22 protein-coding genes are annotated in these 23,921 nt (G+C 74.7%); 16 read left to right on the top strand and 6 right to left on the bottom strand.

The annotated features are described in order from the left end of the window. The first annotated feature begins 14 nt into the window (after positions 1–14). Positions 15–224, top strand: a complete 210-nt coding sequence (locus D1J60_RS03245) for an acyl-CoA carboxylase subunit epsilon (RefSeq protein WP_125820053.1) — start codon at positions 15–17, stop codon at positions 222–224. 20 nt (positions 225–244) lie between these two features. Here D1J60_RS03245 and D1J60_RS03250 read toward each other — a convergent pair whose 3' ends face one another. Then, positions 245–1,879: an FAD-dependent monooxygenase gene (locus D1J60_RS03250; RefSeq protein ID WP_125820054.1), complete on the bottom strand. Its 1,635-nt coding sequence runs from the start codon at positions 1,877–1,879 to the stop codon at positions 245–247. 292 nt (positions 1,880–2,171) lie between these two features. On the opposite strand from D1J60_RS03250, the gene D1J60_RS03255 reads away from it, so the two are divergent. From D1J60_RS03255 to D1J60_RS03300, 10 genes are all read left to right on the top strand, one after another. Beyond that, positions 2,172–3,263: a SchA/CurD-like domain-containing protein gene (locus D1J60_RS03255; protein ID WP_125820055.1), complete on the top strand. Its 1,092-nt coding sequence runs from the start codon at positions 2,172–2,174 to the stop codon at positions 3,261–3,263. Between the two features lie 109 nt (positions 3,264–3,372). Beyond that, the gene (locus D1J60_RS03260) at positions 3,373–3,819 is read left to right on the top strand and encodes a cupin domain-containing protein (protein WP_125602219.1); all 447 of its coding nucleotides are present in this window, start codon (positions 3,373–3,375) and stop codon (positions 3,817–3,819) included. Next, entirely contained in the window at positions 3,816–5,087 is a 1,272-nt protein-coding gene (locus D1J60_RS03265) for a beta-ketoacyl-[acyl-carrier-protein] synthase family protein (RefSeq protein ID WP_125602222.1), read from the top strand. The genes D1J60_RS03260 and D1J60_RS03265 overlap by 4 nt, the downstream gene beginning before the upstream one ends. Continuing rightward, positions 5,084–6,340: a beta-ketoacyl synthase N-terminal-like domain-containing protein gene (locus D1J60_RS03270; protein WP_125820056.1), complete on the top strand. Its 1,257-nt coding sequence runs from the start codon at positions 5,084–5,086 to the stop codon at positions 6,338–6,340. Before D1J60_RS03265 ends, D1J60_RS03270 begins: the two co-directional genes overlap by 4 nt. A 72-nt stretch (positions 6,341–6,412) precedes the next feature. Then, positions 6,413–6,667, top strand: coding sequence for an acyl carrier protein (locus tag D1J60_RS03275; protein WP_125602228.1), 255 nt, complete (start codon positions 6,413–6,415; stop codon positions 6,665–6,667). Between the two features lies 1 nt (position 6,668). Further along, a complete protein-coding gene (locus tag D1J60_RS03280; protein WP_125602231.1) occupies positions 6,669–7,142 on the top strand; it encodes an SRPBCC family protein in 474 nt (157 codons plus the stop codon). Positions 7,143–7,191: 49 nt separating this feature from the next. Further along, positions 7,192–7,524, top strand: coding sequence for a TcmI family type II polyketide cyclase (locus D1J60_RS03285; RefSeq protein ID WP_125602233.1), 333 nt, complete (start codon positions 7,192–7,194; stop codon positions 7,522–7,524). 382 nt (positions 7,525–7,906) lie between these two features. Beyond that, the gene (locus D1J60_RS03290; protein WP_241253117.1) at positions 7,907–9,976 is read left to right on the top strand and encodes an RICIN domain-containing protein; all 2,070 of its coding nucleotides are present in this window, start codon (positions 7,907–7,909) and stop codon (positions 9,974–9,976) included. A 97-nt stretch (positions 9,977–10,073) separates the two neighbouring features. After that, positions 10,074–10,697: a hypothetical protein gene (locus D1J60_RS03295; RefSeq protein ID WP_125820057.1), complete on the top strand. Its 624-nt coding sequence runs from the start codon at positions 10,074–10,076 to the stop codon at positions 10,695–10,697. Positions 10,698–10,794: 97 nt separating this feature from the next. Beyond that, positions 10,795–11,304 (top strand): DUF664 domain-containing protein, encoded by a 510-nt coding sequence (locus D1J60_RS03300; protein WP_125820058.1) that lies wholly within the window; start codon positions 10,795–10,797, stop codon positions 11,302–11,304. Between the two features lies 1 nt (position 11,305). On the opposite strand, the gene D1J60_RS03305 is transcribed toward D1J60_RS03300, so the two are convergent. The 3 genes from D1J60_RS03305 to D1J60_RS03315 are packed head-to-tail and all read right to left on the bottom strand — an operon-like array spanning position 11,306 to position 14,225. After that, a complete protein-coding gene (locus tag D1J60_RS03305; protein ID WP_125820059.1) occupies positions 11,306–12,121 on the bottom strand; it encodes a hypothetical protein in 816 nt (271 codons plus the stop codon). After that, complete coding sequence (locus D1J60_RS03310) at positions 12,118–12,771, bottom strand: response regulator transcription factor (RefSeq protein WP_125605135.1); 654 nt, start codon at positions 12,769–12,771, stop codon at positions 12,118–12,120. Before D1J60_RS03310 ends, D1J60_RS03305 begins: the two co-directional genes overlap by 4 nt. Next, the gene (locus tag D1J60_RS03315) at positions 12,759–14,225 is read right to left on the bottom strand and encodes a sensor histidine kinase (RefSeq protein WP_125820060.1); all 1,467 of its coding nucleotides are present in this window, start codon (positions 14,223–14,225) and stop codon (positions 12,759–12,761) included. The genes D1J60_RS03310 and D1J60_RS03315 overlap by 13 nt, the downstream gene beginning before the upstream one ends. Between D1J60_RS03315 and D1J60_RS03320 the strand changes: the two genes are divergently transcribed. Then, on the top strand, positions 14,205–14,624 hold the full coding sequence (locus D1J60_RS03320; protein ID WP_241253118.1) for a hypothetical protein: 420 nt from the start codon (positions 14,205–14,207) through the stop codon (positions 14,622–14,624). The genes D1J60_RS03315 and D1J60_RS03320 overlap by 21 nt on opposite strands. An 18-nt stretch (positions 14,625–14,642) precedes the next feature. Here D1J60_RS03320 and D1J60_RS03325 read toward each other — a convergent pair whose 3' ends face one another. After that, positions 14,643–15,053, bottom strand: coding sequence for an organic hydroperoxide resistance protein (locus D1J60_RS03325; protein ID WP_007262362.1), 411 nt, complete (start codon positions 15,051–15,053; stop codon positions 14,643–14,645). Between the two features lie 120 nt (positions 15,054–15,173). Between D1J60_RS03325 and D1J60_RS03330 the strand changes: the two genes are divergently transcribed. Then, complete coding sequence (locus tag D1J60_RS03330) at positions 15,174–15,677, top strand: MarR family transcriptional regulator (protein ID WP_125820061.1); 504 nt, start codon at positions 15,174–15,176, stop codon at positions 15,675–15,677. 39 nt (positions 15,678–15,716) lie between these two features. Here D1J60_RS03330 and D1J60_RS03335 read toward each other — a convergent pair whose 3' ends face one another. Then, the gene (locus D1J60_RS03335) at positions 15,717–16,163 is read right to left on the bottom strand and encodes a MarR family transcriptional regulator (RefSeq protein WP_125602993.1); all 447 of its coding nucleotides are present in this window, start codon (positions 16,161–16,163) and stop codon (positions 15,717–15,719) included. Positions 16,164–16,301: 138 nt separating this feature from the next. Between D1J60_RS03335 and D1J60_RS03340 the strand changes: the two genes are divergently transcribed. From D1J60_RS03340 to D1J60_RS37130, 3 genes are all read left to right on the top strand, one after another. Continuing rightward, positions 16,302–17,819 (top strand): MFS transporter, encoded by a 1,518-nt coding sequence (locus D1J60_RS03340; protein WP_125820062.1) that lies wholly within the window; start codon positions 16,302–16,304, stop codon positions 17,817–17,819. Between the two features lie 204 nt (positions 17,820–18,023). After that, positions 18,024–18,884, top strand: a complete 861-nt coding sequence (locus D1J60_RS03345; protein ID WP_125823838.1) for a DUF4132 domain-containing protein — start codon at positions 18,024–18,026, stop codon at positions 18,882–18,884. Beyond that, positions 18,881–23,842 carry a DNA-binding protein gene (locus tag D1J60_RS37130; RefSeq protein WP_164720825.1) on the top strand — a complete coding sequence of 1,654 codons (4,962 nt, stop codon included), beginning with the start codon at positions 18,881–18,883 and terminating at the stop codon, positions 23,840–23,842. The genes D1J60_RS03345 and D1J60_RS37130 overlap by 4 nt, the downstream gene beginning before the upstream one ends. Positions 23,843–23,921: the final 79 nt, after the last annotated feature.

Below are 23,921 nucleotides of genomic sequence, written 5' to 3' on the forward strand. Positions count from 1 at the left end.
GAGAGGCCGTACCGATGGGAAGCGACGTCTCCATAGCCGGCCTGTTCCGGATCCACCGGGGCAGCGCCGGACCCGAGGAACTGGCCGCGATCACGGTCGTGGTCGCCTGCCTCGCGGGCCGGGCCGAGCAGGCCCCGCCCCGGCCGGTCCGGGGCGCACACCACCGCCCGCCCCCGCGGCCCGCGGGCCACGGCTGCTGGGCGGGGTGCTGGGCCTGCCGCTGAGCGGCCCGGGAGCGGGGCCCTCAGGAGCGGCGCAGCAGCCGCGTCATGGCGTCCGCGAGCTCCCCGCGCGGATCGGCGGACGGCCCCTCGCAGCGCCAGGCGACGAACCCGTCGGGGCGTACGAGGACGGCGCCGTCGGCGGGCAGTTCGTGGAGCTGCGCCCAGTGCGGCGCGCCGTCCGGCTGGACCAGGTCGGCGTCGGGCGAGGCGGCGACGGTGTAGGCGTCCAGGTGCGCGCCCAGTTCCCGCGCGACCTGCCCGGCCGCCTCCTGCCAGGGCGTGCCCGGGCTGCTGAGCAGCACGAACGAGGTCTCGTACAGGTCCAGCGAGGAGATCCGCCGCCCGGCCTGGGTGAGCCACATGTGCGGTGCCCTGGTGCCGACGTCGCCCTTGAGGCGCATCTCCTGCGGGATGACCGGCCGGGTGGGGTCGCCGCCGAGGACGGCGCCCCGCGGGTAGCAGTAGCCCATGGCCGTGGTGAGGACCCCGCTGCCGGGGCCGCCGCCCATGGTGGGCGGGGGCACGTACCCCGGGTGGCTGTGCTCGGCCGAGCGGGCGGAGGCGCGCTCGCTGGTGGCGCGGGCCACGGGCAGGCGTTCCTCCTCGTAGCTGTCGAGCAGGCGGGGGCCGGCGGAGCCGTTCAGCACGGCCGCGATCTTCCAGGCGAGGTTGTGCGCGTCCTGGATGCCGGTGTTGGAGCCGAAGGCCCCGGTCGGGCACATCTCGTGGGCGGCGTCGCCCACCACGAAGACCCGGCCGACGGAGTACTGCTCGGCGACCCGTTCGGCGGCGTGCCAGGGGGCCTTGCCGCCGATCTCCACGTCGAGGTCGGGCAGGCCGATGGCCTCGCGGATCTGGGTGACGCAGCGCTCCTCGGTGAAGTCCTCCAGGGTCTCGCCCGTCTCCGGGTGCCAGGGGGCGTGGAAGACCCACTGGGTCTCGTTGTCGACGGGCAGCAGGGCTCCGTCGGCGCCCGGCCGCATCAGGTAACAGACGATGAACCGCAGGTCGCCCAGGGCTTCGGCGAGGTGCTCCGAGCGGAAGACGATGCTCACGTTGTGGAAGAGCTCGCCGTTGCCGCTCTGACGGATGCCGAGCGCCTCGCGGACGGGGCTGCGGGGGCCGTCCGCGGCGATCAGGAAGTCGGCGCGGACGGTGAGGTGCTCGCCGGTCTCCCGGTCCTTGACCAGGGCGCTCACTCCGGTGGCGTCCTGGTCGAAGCTCATCAGTTCGGTGGAGAAGCGCACGTCGGCGCCCTGGGCGCGGCTGTGCGCGGCCAGGACCGGCTCGATGTTGTTCTGGCTGCACAGGCACCAGCCGGTCGGACTGAAGCGGGCCAGCGCACCGGACGGGTCGACCGCCTTGATGAGCCACTTGTGCTCACCGCCGACGAGGGACTGCGTCTGCAGGATGCCCTGGTTGGCCTCCAGCGCGGAGGCCTCTTCGCGGATGGCGGGTTCCACGCCCGCCGTCCGGAACAGTTCCATCGTCCGGGCGTTGATCCCCCGTCCGCGCGGGTGGACGGAGGTCCCGGCGTGCTTCTCGACCACCATGTGCCTGATGCCGTGGCGGCTCAGGAACAGCGAGGTGGACAGGCCTACGAGGGAACCGCCCACGACGAGGACCGGTACGCGGACATCGGCATGCTCTTCCATCGGCTGCGGACTCCTGTTTCGTGTGGGGGGCAGTGGACGCCTTATGCCCCCGATCAGGGTTCTTGTCCGGGCGAGTCGCGTCTTGTCACCCGCTTGATCCGGAGATGTCGCGATCCGTACCCGGCCGGATGACGATGAGCGACAGCGGCGGACCCACTTGGGCCACACCGTCCGCCGTTCCCTACCGCGCAGGCCCGCGGGGCCCTCCGGGGCCCGCGCCACCGGCGGTCGCCGCCGACGGGCACCGGGTCGCTCCCGCGCCGGTCCCGGGCCCTCACGAAGGAGTGAGCAGATGACAACCACCCTGTCCGAACGGGTGTCTCAGTCCGCGTTCGACGGCTCCATGCTGCGGGTCGTCCTGCTGATGGACCTCCACGAGGGCGCCCAGCAGCGGTTCTTCGACGCCTACGAGCGGCTGCGCCACGACATCGCGTCCGTGCCGGGCCACCTGGGCGACCAGCTCTGCCAGTCCTTCGCGAACCCCTCCCAGTGGCTGATCACCAGCGAGTGGGAGAGCGCCCCGCAGTACCTCGCGTGGGTGAACAGCGAGGAGCACGTGGCCCAGGTGAAGCCGCTCGGCGCCTGTGCCCGCTCGATGCGGCCGCTGACCTTCACCGTCCTGCGCGAGACCGGCAGGCGGTACGAGTCCCCGCAGCGGGCGTCGGGCCGGCTGCAGGACGCCCCCCGGCTGGGCGAGGGCGTCGTGCGGCACGCGCTGACCTTCACGGTGAAGCCGGGCAGCGAGGAGAAGGTCGCCGGGATCCTCTCCTCGTACACCTCCCCGGCCGCCCGGGTCGACGACCACACCCGGCTCCTGCGCACTTCCCTCTTCATGCACGGCAACCGGGTGGTGCGGTGCGTGGAGGTGCAGGGCGACCTGACGGCGGCGCTGCGGCACGTGTCGGAGCAGCCCGAGGTGCGGGCCGTCGAGCACGCGATCAACCCCTACCTGGAGCAGGACCGGGACCTGTCCGACCCGGAGTCGGCGCGGATGTTCTTCATGCGCGCGGGCCTGCCGGCGGTCCACCACGTGGCCCCGCACGGGCCGCGGCCCGACGAGGTGACGCGGCACGCGCTGTTCTACCCGGCGAAGCCCGGCTGCGGTCCGCTCGTCGCCCGCTTCCTGGCCCGCCAGGACGAGACGGCGGCCAGGGTCCCCACCTCCCCGGTGCTGAGCAGCACCGTCTTCCAGCGCGACGACGTGGTGGTGCGCCTCCTCGACGTCAAGGGGCCGGCCGACAGCCGCTTCGCGGCGGGCTTCGGCATCGAGGGGCCCCGCAAGGCGGCGGTGCTGAACCGCCTGCTGGCCGGGGCACCCGGCACGGCCGCCGCCCCCCACCCCATGGACCTGATCACCGACCGCCGGGCTCCGGTGGAGTCCTGATCCGGACGGGCCGACCGGGCCCCCGCCCGGACCGGCCCCGCACCAGCCCCGTCACCACCCGGCAGCCCACGCGCACGCCAAGGCTCCGATCCGCCAGGAGGAAGTCAGCATGACCAGACATCAGCCGCGCATCGTCGACCTCAGCGACACCCAGCCCAACCGCAGGCGCGGAGGGGACCTGCGCGCCGTGCTCACCCCGACCTCGGTGGGCTCGACCAGCGGCTTCATGGGTCTGGCGGTGATGGCCCCCGGCGAGTCGATCGCCGAGCACTACCATCCCTACTCCGAGGAGTTCGTGTACGTGGTCGCCGGCTCCCTGGAGGTGGACCTCGACGGCGAGACCCACCCGCTGCGCGTCGACCAGGGCCTGCTCGTTCCGCTGAACGTGCGCCACCGGTTCCGCAACGTCGGCGGCACCGAGGCCCGGATGGTGTTCCACCTCGGCCCGCTCGCGCCGGACCCGAAGCTCGGGCACGTGGACACCGAGGAGGCGCCGAACCCGGACGCCACCGCGTGGGCGGAACGTCCCCCGGAGCGCTCCGGGGTGGTCTCGTGACGCGCCGGCGGGTGGCCGTGACCGGGGTGGGCGTCGTCGCCCCGGGCGGCATCGGCACCGCCGCGTTCTGGGACCTGCTGTCCAACGGGCGTACGGCGACCCGTGGCATCACCCTCTTCGACCCGTCCGGGTTCCGCTCCCGGATAGCCGCCGAGGTCGACTTCGACCCCCGTGAGCACGGCTTCACCGAGGACGAGGCGGCCCGGGCCGACCGGTACATCCAGTTCGCCCTGGTCGCCGCCCGCGAGGCGATGGCCGACGCCGGGCTGGAGCTCGACGGCGAGCGCGCCTGGCGCACCGGCGTCTCCCTCGGCACCGCGGTCGGCGGTACCACCCGGCTGGAGCACGACTACGTCGCGGTCAGCCAGCAGGGCGCGTGGTGGGACGTGGACCACCGCCTCTCCTCCCCCTTCCTGCACCGCGCGTTCACCCCCGCCACCCTCGCCTCGGCGGTGGCGGAGCAGACGGGGGCGCGCGGCCCGGTGCAGACCGTCTCCACCGGCTGCACGTCGGGGCTCGACGCCGTCGGGTACGCGGTGCACTCCATCCAGGAGGGCCGGATGGACGTGTGCGTCGCCGGCGCCTCGGACTCCCCCGTGTCCCCCATCACCGTGGCCTGCTTCGACGCCATCAAGGCGACCTCGGCGAACAACGAGGACCCGGCGCACGCCTCCCGCCCCTTCGACGCCGACCGGGACGGGTTCGTCCTCGGCGAGGGCGGCGCGGTGCTGGTCCTGGAGGAGCTCGAGCACGCCCGCGCCCGCGGGGCCCGGATCTACTGCGAGATCGGCGGCTACGCCACCTTCGGCAACGCCCACCACATGACCGGGCTGACCACCGAGGGCCTGGAGATGGCCCGGGCGATATCCACCGCCCTGGCCCAGGCCCGGATCGACGCACGGGACGTCGACTACGTCAACGCGCACGGTTCCGGGACCAAGCAGAACGACCGCCACGAGACGGCGGCCGTCAAGCGGGTGCTCGGCGACCACGCCTACAAGACGCCGATGACCTCCATCAAGTCCATGGTGGGGCACTCGCTCGGCGCCATCGGGGCGATCGAACTCGCGGCCTGCGTGCTGGCCATGGAGCACCAGGTGGTGCCGCCGACCGCGAACTACGAGACCCCCGACCCCGAATGCGACCTGGACTACGTGCCGCGCACCGCCCGCAGCCACACCCTGCGCAGCGTGCTGTCCGTCGGCAGCGGCTTCGGCGGCTTCCAGTCCGCCGTGGTCATGACCCAGCCCAAGGAGGTACGCGCGTGAACAGACCTACGGGCGGCCCGCCGGTGGCCGTCACGGGCATCGGGGTCGTCGCGCCCAACGGGATCGGCGCCGCCGCCTTCTGGAAGGCGACGCAGGCGGGCGAGAGCGTCCTGGACCGGGTGACCCGCCAGGGGTGCGAGCACCTTCCGGTGCGCGTCGCCGGCGAGGTACGGGGCTTCGAGCCCGGTCAGCTGGTGGAGGACCGGTTCCTGGTGCAGACCGACCGGTTCAGCCACTACGCGCTGGCGGCGGCGGACCTCGCGCTGGAGCACGCCCGGCTGGGCCGGGCGGACTACGAGGACGATCCGTACGCGGTGGGCGTCGTGACCGCGGCCGGCTCGGGCGGCGGCGAGTTCGGGCAGCGCGAGCTGCAGCGGCTGTGGGGGCAGGGCCCCCGCTACGTCGGCCCGTACCAGTCGATCGCCTGGTTCTACGCGGCCAGCACCGGCCAGGTGTCCATCCGGCGCGGGTTCAAGGGTCCCTGCGGGGTGGTGGCGAGCGACGAGGCGGGCGGGCTGGACGCCTTCGCGCACGCCGCCCGGGGGATCCGCCAGGGCAGCCGGGCGATGCTGGTCGGCGCCACGGAGGCGCCGCTCGCCCCGTACTCGGTGGTCTGCCAGCTCGGGTACGAGGGGCTCAGCACCGCCGAGGACCCGGAGCGCGCCTACCGGCCGTTCACCGCGAAGGCCTGCGGGTTCGTCCCGGCGGAGGGCGGCGCGATGTTCACCGTCGAGGACGCCGCGGCGGCGAGGCGGCGGGGCGCGCCGGTGCGGGCCCTGCTCGCCGGGCACGCCGCGACCTTCACCGGGCCGGGCCGGCCGGAGGAGTCGGGTGAGGGCCTGGCCCACGCGATCCGCGGCGCGCTGCGGGAGGCGGGGCTGGCGCCCGAGGAGGTGGACGTGGTCTTCGCCGACGCCCTGGGCACGCCCGAGGCGGACGCGGCGGAGGCGCGGGCGATCCGGGAGGCGCTGGGCGCGCACGGCGCGAAGGTGCCCGTGACCGCCCCCAAGACCGGTACCGGGCGGGCGTACTGCGCGGCCGGCACCCTCGACGCGGCCGCCGCCGTGCTGGCGCTGGAGCACGGGGTCGTCCCTCCCACCCCGAACGTCTTCGACGTCTGCCACGACCTCGACGTGGTCACCGGCAGCGCCCGCGTCGCCCCCCTGCGGACCGCGCTCGTGCTGAGCCGGGGCCGGATGGGTTCGAACGCGGCCCTCGTCCTCCGCAAGGGGCCCGGATCCGCAGAGCAGTGACCGGGCCCCGTTCGTCGGGGCCGGGCGCGGCCAAGGGCCCGGCCCCCGGAAGCAGGAAAGAGAGAAGGCACCATGTCCGACCGACTGACCCTGGAAGAGCTGGCGGCGCTCATGAAGACCGCCGGCATCACCGTCGACCCCACGGAGCTGGCGAGCCGCCCGGACTCCCGGTTCGACGACTACGGCCTGGACTCGCTGGGCCTGCTCGGCATCGTCGGTGAGCTGGAGAACCGGCGGGGCCGCGCGCTGCCCCCGGACGCGGACCGCTGCAAGAGCCCGCGCGAGTTCGTCGACCTCGTCAACAACAGCCTCATGACCGGAGCCTGACATGCCTGGACACACCGACAACGAGATCCTGGTCAAAGCACCCGTCGACGTCGTGTGGGACGTGACGAACGACCTGCCCAACTGGCCGAAGCTGTTCAGCGAGTACGCCTCGGTCGAGATCCTGGAGAAGGCCGGGAACACCACCCGGTTCCGGCTGGCCATGCACCCGGACGAGAACGGCGTGGTGTGGAGCTGGGTCTCGGAGCGGACGGTGGACCGGGCGGGCCTGACGGTGAAGGCCCGCCGGGTGGAGACGGGTCCGTTCGCGCACATGGACATCCACTGGGAGTACGGCGAGGTGCCGGGCGGGACCCGGATGCGGTGGGTGCAGGACTTCGCGATGAAGCCGGACGCGCCCATCGACGACGCCGGGATGACCGACCGGATCAACCTGAACTCCCGCATCCAGATGGAGCTCATCCGGGACAAGATCGAGGGGCGGGGCGGCCACAAGGCCCCGGCCGGCCGCCGCTGAGGGCTCTCCCGCGTCCATCCGCTCCCCCACCCGAAAGGCACACCTCCCGATGCACCAAGCCCTCATCGTGGCCCGTATGGCGCCCGGTTCGGCGCCCGACATCGCCGGCCTGTTCGCCGCCTCGGACGCGGGTGAGCTGCCCCACCTGGTGGGGGTCAGCCGCCGCAGTCTCTTCCAGTTCGGGGACGTCTACATGCACCTGATCGAGGCCGACCGGGACCCGGGCCCGGCCATCGCCCAGGTGACCCGGCACCCGGAGTTCGTCGACCTGAGCGAGCGGCTCTCGGCGTTCGTCAGCCCCCACGACCCGAAGACGTGGCGGGGCCCGAAGGACGCCATGGCCCAGCGGTTCTACGTCTGGGAGCGGGACGCCGCCCGGTAGTCCGTACGGGTGCCCACGCCGGCGCCGCACCTTCCGGGCGGCCTGGGCACCCGAGACCGGGCGAGCCGGGCGCGTCCGCTTCACGGCTCGTGACGGGGGGAATTCGGCAGGTAGTTTTTGAATGAATACCTGACTGAATTCCCGTCAACAAGGTTCCGCCTTGTATCTCGATTTGATAACGAGATCCCGGAAAAGGCCTGGACCTTTGATCCGCAACGCGCGTAACTCCCTTGTTTTCAAAGCGAGTTGACAGTTCATCAAATCAGGCAACAAGGTAACGGATAGATTTCCCGGACCGGTCTCCCGTTTGTCCGAATTCTCCGAGCCGCTCATCTGGCAAGCTTCCGCGCACCCACTCTCCTGACACGGACTTGAGGTGCGCATGACAGCACGATCCACCGGCCGGCGCCGCAAGCCCGGCCACCGGCGCAAACCCCGGAAGCTGATACTCCTCACCGCCGCCATGGCATCGGCGGCGGTGCTCGCGGGAGGCATCGCCTACTCCCGCATAGGCGGCGAGGCCGAGGCGACCACGACCGCGCTGGCCGAGGCACCCGCCGCGGCCGCCGAACCGGCCGCCGCACCGGCCCGCGACGCGGAACCGGCCCCCCTGGCGAAGGCGCCCGCCAACGAAGGCGCGCGCGGCATGGTCTACGACGGGCTGGAGACGGCCCCCAAGGGCGACCGCTGCGTCGGCGTCTACCGCACGAAGGACGGCCTGTGCACCCACGGGCCCGACGCTCCCCCCGGGGGCGTCGACATCAAGAAGGACATCGAGCCGGTCGTCCGCACGAAGGCCCCCGCGGCCGACCCCGCCTCCCCGGCCAGCGCCGACCCGGCGGCCGGCGAGGGCGGCGGGCGTCCTCAGGACGCGCCCGCCGCCGACGCCCGCACCGCCGCGAGCGCCAAGGCCCCGGCCCCGCCGGCCTCCGGCAGCCAGGCCGTCGCCGCCGGGCCGGCCGGACAGACCGTCCAGTGCGACGGCGACGGCAGCACCGGCAACCGCGTCCAGGTCGTGTACGCGCACGGCCCCGGCCGCGACCGGTACGCCGAGTACGTGGCCTCGTTCCGCAAGTGGGCGGCCGACGCCGACCTCATCTACGCGGCGAGCGCCAAGGAGACCGGCGGCGTCCGGCACATCCGCTACGTGACCGCCGCCGACTGCACGCCCTCGGTGCTCAACATCGAGCTCCCCGACTCCGCGCTCTCGGAGTTCAGCGCCACCAACAACGCGCTGGCCGCCAAGGGCCTGGACCGCCGCGACCGCAAGTACATGATCTTCGCGGACACCCAGGTGTACTGCGGCATCGGCACCTTCAACGGCGACGAGCGGCCCGGCCAGAACAACCTGAGCAACTTCGGCCCGTCCTACGGGCGGACCGACTCGGGGTGCTGGGGCGGCCACACCGCCGCGCACGAACTCGGCCACAACCTGGGCGCGGTCAACAACAGCGCGCCCAACACCAGCCGGGGCGCGCACTGCACCGACGAGTGGGACGTGATGTGCTACTCGGACACCCCGTACTACCCGCAGATGCGCAACGTCTGCACCAACAAGGCGTCCGAGAACATCCTCGACTGCAACCACGACGACTACTTCCACACCAGTCCGAAGCCGGGCAGCTACCTGGCCACCCACTGGAACATCGCGGACAACCAGTTCCTGATGCGGAACGCGGGCGGCGGAGGCACCAACCCGGACCCCAACCCGAACCCGTCGCCGACCGCGAAGCCCAGCCCGTCCCCCACCAAGAAGCCCTCGGGCGCACCGGCGGTGACGGCCGGTCAGATCCAGTCCGACTCGGTGGTGCTGAGCTGGCCCAAGGCCGAGGGCGCCGCCTGGTACCAGGTGCTGCTGAACGACAAGCACCTGACCTGGGTGCAGTCCACCTCCCTGCGCGTCTACAACCTCAAGCCCGGCACCGCGTACACGGCCGCCGTGTCGGTCCGCGACGGCTCCGGCCGTGACAGCGGCCCCGGCAAGGCCGCCTCGTTCCGCACGACCGACACGGGCGGCGGCGCCACCACCCCGGGCACCCGCTACGTGCTCGGCAACGGCAGCAGCGGCATGGCCGCCGAGCTGTGGGGCGGGCGCACCGCCGACGGGACCGTGCTCGTCGCGAACCGGACCAACGGCTACGCGCAGCAGCAGTGGTACTTCGACGACGCGGGCAACGGGACGGTCCGGATCAAGTCCGCGGCGTCCGGCAAGTGCCTCCAGCCCGGCGGCGCCCCCGCCGCGGGCATGTGGGTCGCGCAGCAGCCCTGCCAGAACTCCGCCGCCCAGCAGTGGCGGGTGTCCTCCCGTGACGGCGCGGTGACCATCACCGACGCGAGCGGCGGCTTCGCCCTGACGGTCAGCAACCGGCCCTACTACGGGACCTGGCTGCTCGACCTCCAGCGCGCGGACGGCCGTCCGGCGCAGGTCTGGACGGCCCGCAAGGCCGGCTGACCCAGCCTCCTCGAACCGGCGGGCGGCCGTACTCCCCTACGGCCGCCCGCCCCCTCGTCTCCCTCCCGCACTTCCCCTCACCTGGAGCACCGTGCCGATGCGCCGACACCTCCCGAACCTCCCCGCCCTGGCCCTCGCCGCGCTCACCCTCCCCCTGTTGTGCCTCGTCCTGGCCATGGGCGCGGCGGGGCCCGCCCACGCCCACGGCGACACCCTGAAGGTGGTCATCACCGGTCAGCGGGACGGCCGGGTCACCGCCGACGTCACCTGGGAGAACGACGGTGACGCCGTGGAGGAGGCCGTGGCCGCCACCGTGAACGCCGTCAGCGCCGACGGTGGCCGTACCCAGGGCCCGTGGCGGCTGGTGCGCGACACCGGCCGGGCCGCGGGGTGGGTGACGGCCGAGGCGCTGCCGCCGGGTACGTGGCAGGTGACCGTCGACGCGGGCTTCCCCTCGCTCGGGCACGCGCAGAAGGAGGTGGCGGTGCCGGCCGTGGACCCGGCCCCGTCGGCCCCGGCCCCCTCGGCACCCCCCTCCCCGGCCACCGCGGCCCCGTCGGGCCCCGCGAGCCCCGCCTCACCCCCCTCCCCCTCCTCCCCGGAGCCCGCGCCGTCCGGCGCTTCCGGCGGCTCCGGCGGCTGGTGGACCACGGCCGGGGTCGCCGGGATCGCCCTCGTCGGGGCGGTGGCCGGCGTCTTCCTGCGCCGTTCCCGCCGCTGACGGAGTGTCGCCCGCCCGGCCCGGCGGCGGGCGAGCAAGGTGGTCCCCACAACGGCCAGACGGCGTACACGACGAGAGAGACGGCTGGGGACTGCTGATGAAGGCCACGGAGGTACTGGCGGACGGCTTCGGACGCGTCCGGGAGGTGGTGCACGAGGCGGTCGAGGGGCTCACGGCCGAGCAGTTGAACGCCCGGCTCGACGCGGAGGCGAACCCGATCGCCTGGCTGGTCTGGCACCTGACCCGGGTGCAGGACGACCACGTGGCCGAGGTCGCCGGGCTGGAGCAGGTCTGGCGGGCGGGCGGCTGGGCCGAGCGCTTCGCCCTGCCGCTGCCCGTCGACGGCATCGGCTACGGGCACACCGCCGCCGAGGCCGGCACGGTCCGCGTCGACTCCCCCGAGCTGCTGCTGGGCTACTACGACGCGGTCCACGAGCAGAGCCTGCGCTTCGTGCGGGGCCTGGCCGCCGCCGATCTGGAGCGGATCGTCGACGAGCGCTGGGACCCGCCGGTCAGCCTGGGCGTCCGCCTGGTCAGCGTCCTGACGGACGACCTCCAGCACGCGGGCCAGGCCGCCTACGTCCGGGGTCTGCTGGAGCGGCGCTGAGTCAGGGGCCGTCCGGGCGGTAGGACGCGCCGGCGTGGCCGACGCCGACGGCGATGTCCACAGTGCGGTCAGCCGCGGGGTCGTTCAGGGCGTCCGCCGTCTCGCAGCGGCCCAGGCCCGCGCGGCAGCTGACGCGGTAGCGGGTGCCCGGGGGCAGGACGAGTTCCAGGCGGCCGGCGTCGGCGCGTGCCGTGACCTGCTCGGGCGGTGCCGCGAAACGGGCGTCGGCCCGGCCGGATCCTGCGCGGATGTCGGCCTGCGGCACGGTCAGGCCGGTGGCGCGCAGGGTGCCGTCGCCGACCCGCGCCCGCAGTGGTCCGCGCAGGTCGGCCAGGACCAGCGTGCCGGCGCCCGTCTCGGCGTCGACCGCGGCGGCCATGCCGCTGACGCTGATCCGGCCCGTGCCGCCGGAGACCTTCAGCGGGACCCCGGCGGGCACGGTCACCGCGAGCCGCACCGAGCAGCCGGCTCCCGCGGCGAAGCCGAGGGAGCCGTCGGGGCAGTGCGGGGTGAGCCTGAGGGTGTCGCCGAGCCAGCTCTCCTCGACCTCCGGCCGCCCGAGCGACCAGGCGAGGTCGGCCCGGTAGCCGACCCGCGCGTCCCCGCCCGGGGTGACGGACACGTCGGACGGCCCCGCCACCACCTCCACGGCGGTCACCGTCCGGCCGCCGCTGCCGCCGACGGCCGTGCCCCTGCGTACGCCTGCGCCGGTCCCCGCCTGCCAGGCGGCCGCCGCCAGCACCAGGACGGCGCTGAGCGCGGCGGCGGTGTACCAGGCGAGGCGCTGCCCGTTCCCCCCGGCGGCGGGACCGGTCACGGCGTGCCGTCCAGGAAGCGCAGGACGGCGAGGACCCGGCGGTGGGCCTCGGCGGCCGGGGGCAGGTCGAGCTTGGCGAAGATGTTGTTGATGTGCTTGGCCACCGCGCTCTCGCTGACGACGAGTCCGGCGGCGATGGCCGCGTTGGAGCGGCCCTCGGCCATCAGGGCCAGGACGTCGCGCTCGCGCGGGGTGAGCCGTTCCAGCGGGTCGGGGCCGCCGCGGCGCAGCAGGAGCTGGGCGACCACCTGCGGGTCGAGGGCGGTGCCGCCGGCCGCGACGCGGCGCAGGGCGTCGACGAACTCCTCGACGTCGGCGACGCGCTGCTTGAGCAGGTAGCCGATGCCGGCGCCGCTCCGGGAGGACAGCAGGTCGGCGGCGTAGCGCTCCTCCACGTACTGGGAGAGCAGCAGCACGGCGGTGCCGGGGTACTGGCTGCGGATCATCAGGGCGGCGCGGACGCCCTCGTCGGTGAATCCGGGCGGCATCCGGACGTCCACCAGCGCGAGGTCGGGGCGGTGTTCCTCGACGGCGGCCAGCAGGCCCTCGGCGTCGCCGGTCTCGGCGGCCACCTCGAATCCGGCCATCTCCAGGACTTTGACAAGACCTATGCGCAGCAGGACGGAGTCCTCGGCGATCACAGCCCGCACGGCAGCTCCACAGTGACGGTGGTCGGGCCCCCGAGGGGGCTGTCGATCAGAATCGTTCCGTCGACCGACCCTACGCGCTTGCGCAGGCCGGTCAGTCCGGTGCCGCCCGCCGGGTCGGCGCCGCCGACGCCGTCGTCGGTGACGACGACGCGCAGGAGGTCGCCCCGGCGGCCGTCGGCGACGCGGCCGACGTGGACCGAACAGCGTTCGGCGCGGGCGTGTTTGGCCACGTTGGCGAGGGCTTCGGAGACGACGAAGTAGGCGACGGCCTCGACGGTGGAGCCGGGCCGCCGGGCGAGGTCCACGGTGAGTTCGACGGGGAGCGGGGCGCGTGCGGCGATGCCGGAGAGCGCGGCGTCCAGGCCGCGGTCCTCCAGTACGGCCGGGTGGAGTCCCCGTACGAGGCTGCCGAGTTCCTCGATGGCCTCCTTCGCCTCGCGGTGGGCCTCGTCGATGACGGCCCTGGCCTCGGGCGGCAGGTCGGTGAGGGTGGCGCGGGCGATGCCGAGGTTCATGGCGAGGGAGACCAGGCGCTGTTGGGCACCGTCGTGCAGGTCGCGTTCGATGCGGCGGCGTTCGAGGTCGGCGGCGTCGAGGACGCCGGCCCGGCTCTCGGCGAGGTCCTCGACCCGGCGCTCCAGTTCGCGGGCCCGGTTGGGGCCGAGGAGGGCGGCCGCGGCGGTGGCGTCGATCCGGGTGAGGGCCGCGGCCAGCCAGGGCGCGGCGAGCAGGGCGAGCACGCCGAGGCCGGTGATGGCGTCGTACTGGGCCGTCCAGCCCGGGGCGGGGAGTTCGCCGTCGGAGGGGAGCACCCAGAACCAGGCGTAGACGCAGGCCCCGGCGGCGCCGCCGGCCCAGGTCAGGACCAGTACGGCGGCCCCCGCGGCGGCGAGCGGGCTGACGAGGAGGTGGTAGCCGTACTGGCGCCAGGTCGACTCGGAGCGCAGCCGCTCGGCGAGGCCGCGTACGGTCGCCCAGCGGTGTTCGTGGACGACGGGCGGCACCTCCAGGCCGAGGAGCGTCCGGAAGCGGCTGCGCTGGAGGAGGGTCAGCAGCGGGCGGAGCGCGAGGACCAGGAGCAGCGGGAGGGCGGTGTGGCCGGGGAGGGCGACGAGGGCGGCGGCACCGAGCAGGAGGGGCAGGGCGGGCGGGATCGCGGCCGTGGCGAAGACGGTGTTGCGCCAGGCCCACGCCGACCAGGGGGCGTGCGACGCGATCCAGGTGTACGTACGCCTCAGCGCGCCGCGGGTTGCCATGTCCGCAACGGTAATCGGATGGATCACGGGGCTGCCACCACCCTGGCGTCCGGCCGGTGGTGTACCTGGCACCACCCCCGCTTGGGACGGTGGGGCTACTGATCTTCTCCTCGCGGGCCCACAGGGTTGTGGTGTGCCCGGCGGACGGACCGCCGGACCGGAAGGAGACCCGCAGCCATGGCCCTCGTCGCCCCGCAGTTCCCTGCCCGCCCCCGCTCCGGGGGAGTGCGCGGCCGCGCGCCGCGGCTCGCGGCGGTGCTGACGGGGGCCGGGCTGGCGCTGCTGCCGTGGATGGTGGTGCTGGCGCGGACGCTGCCGCGGACGGCGGAGGTGTCCAACTGGTCCACCGCCTGGGTCGGCTTCGACGCGCTGCTGGCCGCCGGGCTGACCGGGACGGGGCTGCTGCTGCGCGGGGGCGACCCCCGGGTCCCGGCGGTGGCGGGTGCGACGGCCGCGCTGCTGGTGGCGGACGCCTGGCTCGACGTCACCACCTCGGCGGGTACGGCCGGGCAGGGCGCGGCGGTGCTGATGGCGCTCGCCGCGGAGCTGCCGCTGGCGGTGGCCTGCGCGGTGGTGGCCGTGCGGCGCACCGCCTGACGGGCGGCCGGGGGGCTGCTACTCGATGACGAGCTCGACGGGGATGTTGCCCCGGGTGGCCTTGGAGTAGGGGCAGACCTCGTGGGCCTGCTTGACCAGCAGGGTGCCGGTCTCGCCCTCCAGGTGGGCCGGGAGCTCGACGCGCAGGGTGACGGCGAGACCGAAGCCGCCGGCGTCCTGGCCGATGGAGGCCTCCGCGGTGACGGACACGTCGCCGGTGTCGACCTTCGCCTGCCGGCCGACCAGGCCCAGGGCGCTGGCGAAGCAGGCCGCGTAGCCGGCGGCGAAGAGCTGCTCGGGGTTGGTGCCCTGGCCGTTGCCGCCGAGCGCCGGGGGCATGGCGAGGGGCAGGTCGATCTGGCCGTCGGAGCTGACGGCGCGGCCCTCGCGGCCGTTGGCGGTGGCGACGGCGGTGTACAGCGCGTCCATCGGGAGGTCCTTTCAGAGGGGCGGGGCGGCCGGTGGCCGACCCTCGACCACAAATAGAGCACACAATTCAGTTGTGCACAACTCAATCGCTCGCAAGTCTGCTCCGGTACACTGGGGCACATGACCCAGCAGCCCGCCGACCCCTTCCGCGAACCCCTTCGCGACGAGGACTTCCTCCGCCTCGACGGACAGATCTGCTTCGCGCTGGGCGCCGCGAACCGCGCCTTCGGCGGTCTCTACCGGGTCGTCCTGAAGGACCTGGGGCTCACCTACCCCCAGTACCTGGTGATGCTGGTGCTCTGGGAGCACGGCACGATGCCGGTCAAGCAGCTCGGACAGCACCTGCGGCTCGACTCGGGCACGCTCTCGCCGCTGCTCAAGCGGCTGGAGACGGCCGGCCTGATCCGGCGCGAGCGCAGCACCGAGGACGAGCGGTCGGTGCACGCGGTGCTGACCGAGGAGGGCTCGGCCCTGCGCGCGCGGGCCGTGGAGGTGCCGCGCCGGATCGCGCGGGCGACCGGCTTCGAGCTGGCCGAGATCCGCGAGCTCCAGCAGCGCCTGGGCCGGCTCACGGCCGCCCTGGACGCCGCCGTCGAGTCGGTCGAGGCCGCTCCCCGGGACTGACCGCCCGCGGCGGGCACCAGGGCCGGCCGCGGGCCGGGATCAGGAGGCTCCGTCGCGCTCCATGGCGGGCCGCAGCCGCTCCAGCAGGGCGTAGAGGGTCGCACCCTCCGCCTCGTCCAGCGCGTCCAGCGCCCCGTGGGTGGCCTGCATCTCCGCGCGCACCCGGCGCATCACCTCACGGCCCTCGCCGGTCGCCACCACGTTCTTGACCCGGCGGTCGCGCGGCTCGGGCTCGCGCCGCACCAGCCCGCGCGCCTGGAGCCGGTCCACGATGCCGGTGACGTTCGAGGCGTCGCAGGCCAGCAGGGCCGCGAGGCCGCGCATCGGCACGGGCCCGTCCAGCTGGGCGAGGACCTTGGCCTGCGTGGAGGTGAGCCCGTGGCGGGCCGCCGCGGCGGCGAAGTCGCGCCACTGGGCGGTGCCGATGGCGGCGAGGAGTTCCAGCAGTTCCAGCTTGGTGGGGCGGTGCGGTGCGGTGGTGCTCATGGCCCGCGAGCCTAGCCGAGGATCGTTGACATTATCAACCTTTTACTTGACCACCTTAACTATCTCTGACTACCTTCGTCGAAGTACTTGATGACATAAAACATCTGCGTCCTGAAACACTGAGAAGGTCCCCCCTCCATGAGCTCCGCCGCATCCGCCCCCGCCGAAGCGAGGAAGGGCAACGAGACGGTCATCGTCTTCGCCCTGAGCCTCGCCGCCATGGTCGTGTCGATGATGCAGACCCTGCCCGTACCGATCCTGGGCCTGATCCGCACCGACCTCGGCACCTCCACCGCCAACGTCAGCTGGGTGACCACCGCCACCCTGCTCTCCGCCGCCGTCTTCACCCCGCTGCTCGGCCGCTTCGGTGACCAGCACGGCAAGAAGCCCACCCTGGTGGCCGTCCTCGGCGTGATGGTGGCGGGTTCCGTGGTGGCCGCGCTCGCGACCTCCCTCCCCCTGCTGATCCTGGGCCGGGTGCTCCAGGGCGCCGCGACCGCGATCTTCCCGCTGGCGCTGTCGGTGCTGCGCGAGGAGGTCCGGCCGCAGAAGCTGCCCGGCGCCATGGCGCTGGTCAGCGGCACGCTCGCGTTCGGCAGCGGCCTGGCGCTGGTCGCCACCGGCCTGCTGACCTCAGGCGAGGGCGCCGACTACCGCAACGCCTTCTGGATGGCGACCGGCTTCGCCGTCATCGCCCTGCTCGCCGTCGTCTTCCTGGTCCCCGCCACGCGGCACAAGACCGGCGGGCGCACCGACTTCCTCGGCGCGCTGACCCTCGGCATCGCCCTGCTGCTGCTCCTGCTGCCCATCTCCCAGGGTCACGAGTGGGGCTGGTCCTCCGCCCGCACCCTGGGCAGCTTCGCCGGTGCCGCCGTGATGACGGCCGTCTGGGTCCTGGTCGAGCGCAAGGTGGCCGAGCCGCTCGTCGACATGAAGATGTTCGTCCACCGCCCGGTGCTGATGGCCAACCTGGCCGGCATCCTCGTCGGCTTCGGCATGTTCGCGAACTTCCTGGGCGTTTCCTACCTCGTCCAGATGCCCGAGAAGCTCACCGGCTACGGCTTCGACGCGTCCATCCTGCGCGCCTCCGTCCAGTTCCTGCTGCCCGGCGCGATCGTCTCGCTGCTCGCCTCCCCCGTCGGCGGGCAGCTGGTGCGCCACCGCGGGCCCCGCCTCGCGCTCGCCGTCGCCGCCGCGCTCGGCGCCGTCGGCTTCGGCTGGCTGGCGCTCGACCACGGCCACACCCTCTCGGTCATCGGCGCCGGCCTCGTCGTCGGCGCGGCCGTCAGCTTCGGCTACGCCGCCATGCCCGCGGTGATCATGTCGAGCGTCCCGCACCACCAGAGCGGCATCGCCAACGGCATCAACTCCATCTCCCGCTCCACGGGCAGCGCGATCGGCAGCGCCATCGTCACCACGATCCTGGCGTCGAAGACCGTCGAGCACCTGCCCCAGGGCGTCCCGCCGCTGCCCGCCGAGTCCGGATTCACCCTCACCTTCTGGATCGGCGCCGCCGCCTTCGCCCTCGTCGCACTGATCAGCTGGCTCGGACTGCGTTCCGGCCACGGCCCGCGCGTGGTCGCGTCCGCCGTCGCGGAGGCCGCGCCGTCGAAGGCCGCGGCGTCGAAGGCCGCGGAGCCCGCCGACGCCGTCTGACCTGCCGTCAAGCCGTATCCCCGCCGCCCCCGGTCCGCCACGGACCGGGGGCGGCGGCATGTCCGGGACCCTCACCCGGAGCCCTCCCCTCCGCGTTGTCAGTGGGGCTCGCTAGTCTCCCCGCATACCGCAGCTCGACGGGCGCTCGCGCCTCGTTCCGGGCTGCGCAAGACCGTTTCCGGACAGGTGGAGGGGCGCGCGCTGATGGGCTGGCTGGCGTTGGACGAGGGGTACGAGATCTCCCTCGTGGAGGGGAAGGTCGCGGTACGGCGGCCCGGGGGGCGGCAGTTGAAGGCACTGCCGAAGGCGCTGCGCGACCATCCCGAGGTGGACCGGCTGCGCCGGCTCGCCGAATGGCTGGAGCGGCACGAGGCGGCCTGCGCGGCCCAGGTGGACACCTGGATGGTGTCCTCGCTGCCGGTGCCGACCGAACTCCTCGCCCGGGTATGGCCCGACGGGGCCTGGCAGGCCGCACTGCGCGACCTCGCGGTCGTCCCCGACGACGACCCCGACGAGGTGGGCTTCCTGCGCGACGCCACCGCCGACGGCGAGCTGAAGGTGGTCAACCTCGACGGCGAGACCGTACGCCTCTCCCCGCGCACGGTGACCCTGCCGCACCCGGTGCTGCTGCCCGACCTGGACGACGTACGGGAGTTCGCGGCCGAGCTGGACATCACCCAGCGGGTCGAGCAGATCCACCGGCCCACCTGGGAGAAGCCCGCGGACCTGGAGCCGGCCGCGACCGAGGTCCGCGACTACGCGGGCGGGGTGTTCCCCACCCGGTTCGGCCTCGCGGCCCGCGCGACCGCCCTCGGCTACCGGGTCTCCGGCGGCTACGCCACCTGCAAGGTGCGCGACCGCGGCCGGGCCGTGGAAGCGGCCGTCTGGATCGGCGAGCCCTACTGGGACGACGAGACCGCCACCGGGGCGCTCAACTGGCACGACGAGGACGGCCGGGCGGTACGCCTCGGCGAGGTCGGACCGGTGGCCTGGTCCGAGGGCATGCGGATGGCCGCGGCGCTGTACGCCGGGCGCAGGATCGAAGAGGGCGGGGACGAAGCGTGAGCACCACCGACACCACCGACACCACGGGCACGGCCGGGCACGCCGCCGCCGACGCCGCCGAACTCCTGGCGGCGGGCGCCGTCCTGCCCGCCGGCACCACCGGGGCGGGCGCCTCGGCCGTGCCCCTCACCGCCCGGGCGTACCGCCACCCGGCCCTCGGGGACGAGCGCGTCGTGGTCCGCCTCGCCGCGGCCGAGCTCGGGGCCGCCGAGGACCTCGCCGCCGGCTTCCTGGGCCTCGTACCGGACGGCGAGCCGCAGGTGGTCGGCCTCGGCCGGCGCCAGGCGCTCGGCTTCCCGGAGTGGGTGCTGGTGCACCACCCCGAGGACGGACACCACGCGCTGGCCGTGGTGCCCGAACTGGACCGGCTGGCCCGGCAGGCCAAGACCAAGCCCAAGGCCGCCCTCGACGCCTGCACCGAGCTGGCCGACCGGCTCGCCGCCGCCGTCCCGCACTTCCTGCCCGTCTTCTACGAGCAGGCCGCGCGCGTCTTCCTCGCCGTCGAGAACACCACGTACGCGGCACAGCTGTTCGGCCGCGCCCGCACCAGCGAGGCCCGCTACGGCCTGGCCGTCGACGAGGACCGGCTCGACGCCGTCTTCCTGGAGTTCGCCCTGGCCGGAGCCCTGCCGGTGAAGACGCTCACCGGCTACGGCAAGGAGCTGGCCCAGCGCGTCTCCCCCGCCGAGGCCCTCGAGCGCTTCCGGCGCCTGTGCGTACGCCGCACCGCGGGCGGGCTCGCCCCGTCCGCGCAGGCCGCCGTCGAGCTGCGCCGGCTCGCCCGCGCGGCCGGGCTCACCGGCAGCGTGCCCGAGCAGGACTACCTCGCCGAGCTGCTGCCGCTGCCCGCCACCCTGCGCGCCGCGGCCGGCTGGTGGAAGGCCCACCGCACGGCGCTCGTCGCCCTCGCCCGGCGCGTGCCCGCCGTACGCGGCACCCTGCTCGGCATCACCCCCTCCGGCGGCGGCGACGCCGGGGAACTGGCCGCCCTGTGGCTGGAGGTGCTGGAGGAGTCCGGCGCCACCGCCGGGCTGGCGGACCCCGGCCTGCCGGCCGAGGAGCGCCCCGCCGACGGCACCGCGGGCTGGCTGGAGCGCTTCCACACCGCCCGGCACACCGGCTGGGGCACCCCGCCGCCGCTGCCCGGGCTGCTCCCCCTGGTCGAGCGCTGTGCCGGCGTGCTGCGCGCCGAACTGGCCCTGCCCGGGCGGGAGGCGGGCCTGCGCCTGGGCCTCCAGGACGTGGACCTGCTCGACCTGCTGCTCTCGTACGGGCTGACCGTCGCCGACCCCGGCCCGAACCAGGTGCTGGGCCTGGACACCTGGGCCCGTTCGGCCGGGCGGCGCGACCTGCGGGCGCTGTGCGCGGACGAGCGGTTGCGCCCGGCGTTCTTCCGCACCCTGGACCGCTTCAACACCAACGCGTCGGGCGACCGCGGGACCGTACGGCACCTCGCCGAGGCGCCCGGCAGCGCCCCGCTGGTGGCCGAGTGGGTCCGCCGGGTGGCCGGCGAGTCCACGGCGGCGGCACTGCCGGAACTGCCGGAGGCCCTGCGCCGGCTCACCTGGCTGCCGTCCGAGGCGCTGGCCCTCGCCCCCGAGGAGGTGTCCCGGGCCGCCTCCGCCGACCTCGGCGAGATCCTGGCCCGCACCCTGCGGGGCGGCCTGTTCGAGGAGCTGGTCTGGCCGGCCTGGGAGGCCGCCGTCACCGAGCTGTCGCCCGGCCGCGGCCGCACCCGGCTGACCGTGATGGACGCCTGGCCGTACGTCATCGTCGCCAACTCCACACAGGTCCGGGTCATCGACGCCGACTCCACCGTGCTCACCCACGACCTGCGGGTCCCGCCGGGCGACCGCCACAACCACGGCTTCCACTACACCGACGGCGACCTGCTCGTCTTCTGGGCCTCCTACGACGGCCCGGTCCAGGGCTACTGGCTGAGCGCCCCCGACGACGTCCTCACCCTGGACTCCGCCGCCAACTACTGGTCGGTGCGTACCGAACACGTGACCCTGGCACTGCCCGGCGGCGGCCGCACCACCGGTGGCCCCGCCCCGCTGCACGCGGGCGACAGCAGGCTCCCCGCCGAACGGGCCGTCATCACCGACGGCACCTCGTACTGGGTGTGGGACCAGGGCGGCCGCCCCGGCGACTGGGGCTGGGCCGAGTACGACCCGGCCACCGGCGCGGTCGGCCGGCGCTCCCTGCCGCGCTTCCTCGCCGACGCCCTGGACGGCCACCCGGCCGGCAGCGTCCTGAACGACCACGTCGGCCAGAACTGGCTGCGGCCGACGCCCTCGGTCGAGGGCTCCGTGCTGGGCGCGCCCGTCGACGGGCTGCTCGGCTGGCGGGTGGTGTACCGGCGCGGCGAGGGCTGGCACGGCTCCGACAACACCGGACGCGCCGTCACCGTCCGCGAGGGCGGCCCCCTCCCGCGCGCCGCGGTCGTCTTCCCCGGCGACGACCGGCCCCGCGCCGTCTCCCAGGACTGGCGGACCCTGGCCCTGACCGACCCCGAGGGCGCCGTCACCTGCCGGGTCACCTCCGACCACAACGGCGGCCTCTACTGGACCGGCCACACCGAACTCCCCAAGCTCGCCTACTGGTACTGCCTGCGGCCCCGCGACCCCGAGGGCTCGGCGGTGCTGCGCGCGATGGACGGGCGCGCCGCCGGAGCCCTGCTGGCGGCCGCCGAGCAGGCCGAGAAGCGCACGGACCTGGCGGCACTCGTCGCCGCGGCCCTGCCCGGCGTCACCGCGCCCGCGCTGCTCGGCGGCGTCGTCGACACCCTGCGCTCCGCACTGACCCAGCGCAAGGCCCTGGCGAAGGTGGCGCAGGCGCTCGAGCCCGCACCGCAGCGGACGAAGGAACCGGCCCGGCGGGGACCCCTCGACCAGGTGGTCGACCGGGCGCTGCACGGCCTCACCGGCACCCCCTACCACCGGCACTTCGGCGGGGACTCCGACGCGACGTTCCGCTTCCTGCGCACCCTGGCGGCGGCCGTCGCCGACACCGCCGCCGAGGCGGTCCCGGGCCGGCTGCACGTGGACACGCCGAAGATCTCCGCCTCCTCCTTCCCCTGGGCCGGACTGTTCCTGGACGCCCCCGCGGCGGTCGCCTACCGCGCGGTCGTCACCGGCGACACCTCCGAGGAGGAGCGGACGGCGCTGTTGCGGATGCTCGCCGAGGTGGACGCCCTGGGACTGGCCTCCGCCACGGCGTCGGCCGAACGGTGGCGGCGCGTCCGCGTCCGCATCGACACCGCCCACCTGCTGGGGGCCGACGGCCGCGAGCGCGGCCGCGGCGGCAGGCACCGCGCCGTCCTCCCGCTCGGCGGCGGCGCCGTGCTCGCCCTCAACGAGCAGACCCTGGAGTTCCCGAGGACCCGCGAGTTCGACGCGCTGCTGCACGACCCGGCGGGCGCCTTCGCCGTGCCCGCCCCCTACACCGGGGCCGGGGCGGCCGAGCCCGTCGGCGACCGCGGGCGCGCCGCGGACTGGACCGCCGCCTTCCTGAAGGAGGCGGCCGAGCGCGGCCCGGCGCCCTGGTTCCCCGAGGCCGCGGAGGAGTTCGCGCGGCTCACCGGGGTCTCCGGTGCCGTGGCCCGGATGGTCCTCGCGGGCCTGCCGCACCTGGACACGTGGGAGCGCTCGTTCCTGCCCGCCGGGCTGCGCGACACGCTCGCGCTGAAGGCCGGCGACGCCGTCAACGCCCGCGACGACCTGAAGGAGCTCGCCGTGGAGGTCCGGCGCGCCCTGGTCGCGGCGCTGCTGCCCGCCGACCCGGCGCGGCTGTGGACGGACGGCCCGGACGCGGCCGCCGCCGCGCGGGTGTGGAACGAGCGCGTGGGCCGTCGTACGCCCGTGCCCGAGTGGCTGCTCGCCGAGGCCGCCAAGGACGTGCGCGGCGGCTGGGCCCCGCACCGGGCACTGCCCGCGCTGCTCGACGCGGCCTCCTCCGAGGTGCTGAGCACCGATGTCGCGTGGACGGTCAACGGCGACCACGTGGAACCCGCCGTCCCGGTGGCCCAGCCCTTCGACGCGGGCGTGCTGACCGGGGCCGCCGCCCTGACGGCCTGGCTCGCGCACCGGCTGCCCGCCGGACACCCGGTACGGGCGAGCCTGCCGCCCGCGCTCACCGCGCTGCGCCAGCGCCTGGCCTCACCCGAACTGCTGATGAGCGTCGGGCACTACGTCCGGCTGCCCGACTTCCGCAAGGCGGCCGGCGCCCCCACCGAGACCGGCCAGGGCTACGAGCGGTACGGCGCGGTGGTGCTGGCCACGCACGACACGCAGCCCCGGCCCGCGGTGCGCCCCGCACTGCTGGACTCGACCGGCTCCGACCCCTACCTGCCGCTGCTGCGCGGCGCCGAACAGCAGCCCTCGCGGGCCGAGACGGCACTGCGCCTGGTCCAGGACCCGGCGTTCGCCGCGCTGCTCGCCGACCCGGGGGCACCTGTCGCCGGCGGCCTTGACAAGGAGGGGACCTGGTGGCCGCAGGACCCGTCGCGCAGCGTGCCCGAGCTGGTGGCGGAGGTCACCGCGGCGTACGGGCTGGGCGCCGACGCGGCCGCGCTGTACCTGGCGCTGCTGGCGATGCCCGACCCCACCGACCGCAACACGTCCCGCTGGACGGGCTGGAAGCCGGCCCGGATGAAGGCCGCCCGCGCCGAACTGGCCGCCACCGAGCTGGTGGTGACGGCCGCGCGCTCCCGCGCGGGGCGCTCCCTGTTCCTGCCCGGCGGCTGGTCCGAGCCCGGCGCGCCGGTCCTGCCGGTCGAGACGTGGAAGCTGCCCATGTACGCGCTGGCGGCGGGCGGCCATCCGGTGCTGGGCGTGCTGGTGCCCGCGGAGCCGGCCGCGGAGCTGTACCGCCGGGCCTGGGCGCGGGTCCGCGGGGGCGACGTACCGCGCTTCGAGGAGCTGAAGGTGAAGCGGACCGGCTCCCGCCGGCGCTGACGGGCATCCGCCGGACCGGCGCCGGATCCGGTGGGGGCGCGGTACCGCCGCGCCCCCACCGGGCTCCGGCCCGCCCTTT

This window comes from Streptomyces sp. W1SF4, assembly GCF_003950035.1.
In the GTDB taxonomy this organism is placed as follows: domain Bacteria; phylum Actinomycetota; class Actinomycetes; order Streptomycetales; family Streptomycetaceae; genus Streptomyces; species Streptomyces racemochromogenes.

What these genes read in the sequence shown, in the direction of transcription:
- D1J60_RS03245 (WP_125820053.1), top strand. Translation starts at nt 15, where the DNA reads ATGGGAAGCGACGTCTCCATAGCCGGCCTGTTCCGGATCCACCGGGGC.
- D1J60_RS03250 (WP_125820054.1), bottom strand. Translation starts at nt 1,879, where the DNA reads ATGGAAGAGCATGCCGATGTCCGCGTACCGGTCCTCGTCGTGGGCGGT.
- D1J60_RS03255 (WP_125820055.1), top strand. Translation starts at nt 2,172, where the DNA reads ATGACAACCACCCTGTCCGAACGGGTGTCTCAGTCCGCGTTCGACGGC.
- D1J60_RS03260 (WP_125602219.1), top strand. Translation starts at nt 3,373, where the DNA reads ATGACCAGACATCAGCCGCGCATCGTCGACCTCAGCGACACCCAGCCC.
- D1J60_RS03275 (WP_125602228.1), top strand. Translation starts at nt 6,413, where the DNA reads ATGTCCGACCGACTGACCCTGGAAGAGCTGGCGGCGCTCATGAAGACC.
- D1J60_RS03280 (WP_125602231.1), top strand. Translation starts at nt 6,669, where the DNA reads ATGCCTGGACACACCGACAACGAGATCCTGGTCAAAGCACCCGTCGAC.
- D1J60_RS03285 (WP_125602233.1), top strand. Translation starts at nt 7,192, where the DNA reads ATGCACCAAGCCCTCATCGTGGCCCGTATGGCGCCCGGTTCGGCGCCC.
- D1J60_RS03290 (WP_241253117.1), top strand. Translation starts at nt 7,907, where the DNA reads ATGACAGCACGATCCACCGGCCGGCGCCGCAAGCCCGGCCACCGGCGC.
- D1J60_RS03295 (WP_125820057.1), top strand. Translation starts at nt 10,074, where the DNA reads ATGCGCCGACACCTCCCGAACCTCCCCGCCCTGGCCCTCGCCGCGCTC.
- D1J60_RS03300 (WP_125820058.1), top strand. Translation starts at nt 10,795, where the DNA reads ATGAAGGCCACGGAGGTACTGGCGGACGGCTTCGGACGCGTCCGGGAG.
- D1J60_RS03320 (WP_241253118.1), top strand. Translation starts at nt 14,205, where the DNA reads ATGGCCCTCGTCGCCCCGCAGTTCCCTGCCCGCCCCCGCTCCGGGGGA.
- D1J60_RS03325 (WP_007262362.1), bottom strand. Translation starts at nt 15,053, where the DNA reads ATGGACGCGCTGTACACCGCCGTCGCCACCGCCAACGGCCGCGAGGGC.
- D1J60_RS03330 (WP_125820061.1), top strand. Translation starts at nt 15,174, where the DNA reads ATGACCCAGCAGCCCGCCGACCCCTTCCGCGAACCCCTTCGCGACGAG.
- D1J60_RS03335 (WP_125602993.1), bottom strand. Translation starts at nt 16,163, where the DNA reads ATGAGCACCACCGCACCGCACCGCCCCACCAAGCTGGAACTGCTGGAA.
- D1J60_RS03340 (WP_125820062.1), top strand. Translation starts at nt 16,302, where the DNA reads ATGAGCTCCGCCGCATCCGCCCCCGCCGAAGCGAGGAAGGGCAACGAG.
- D1J60_RS03345 (WP_125823838.1), top strand. Translation starts at nt 18,024, where the DNA reads ATGGGCTGGCTGGCGTTGGACGAGGGGTACGAGATCTCCCTCGTGGAG.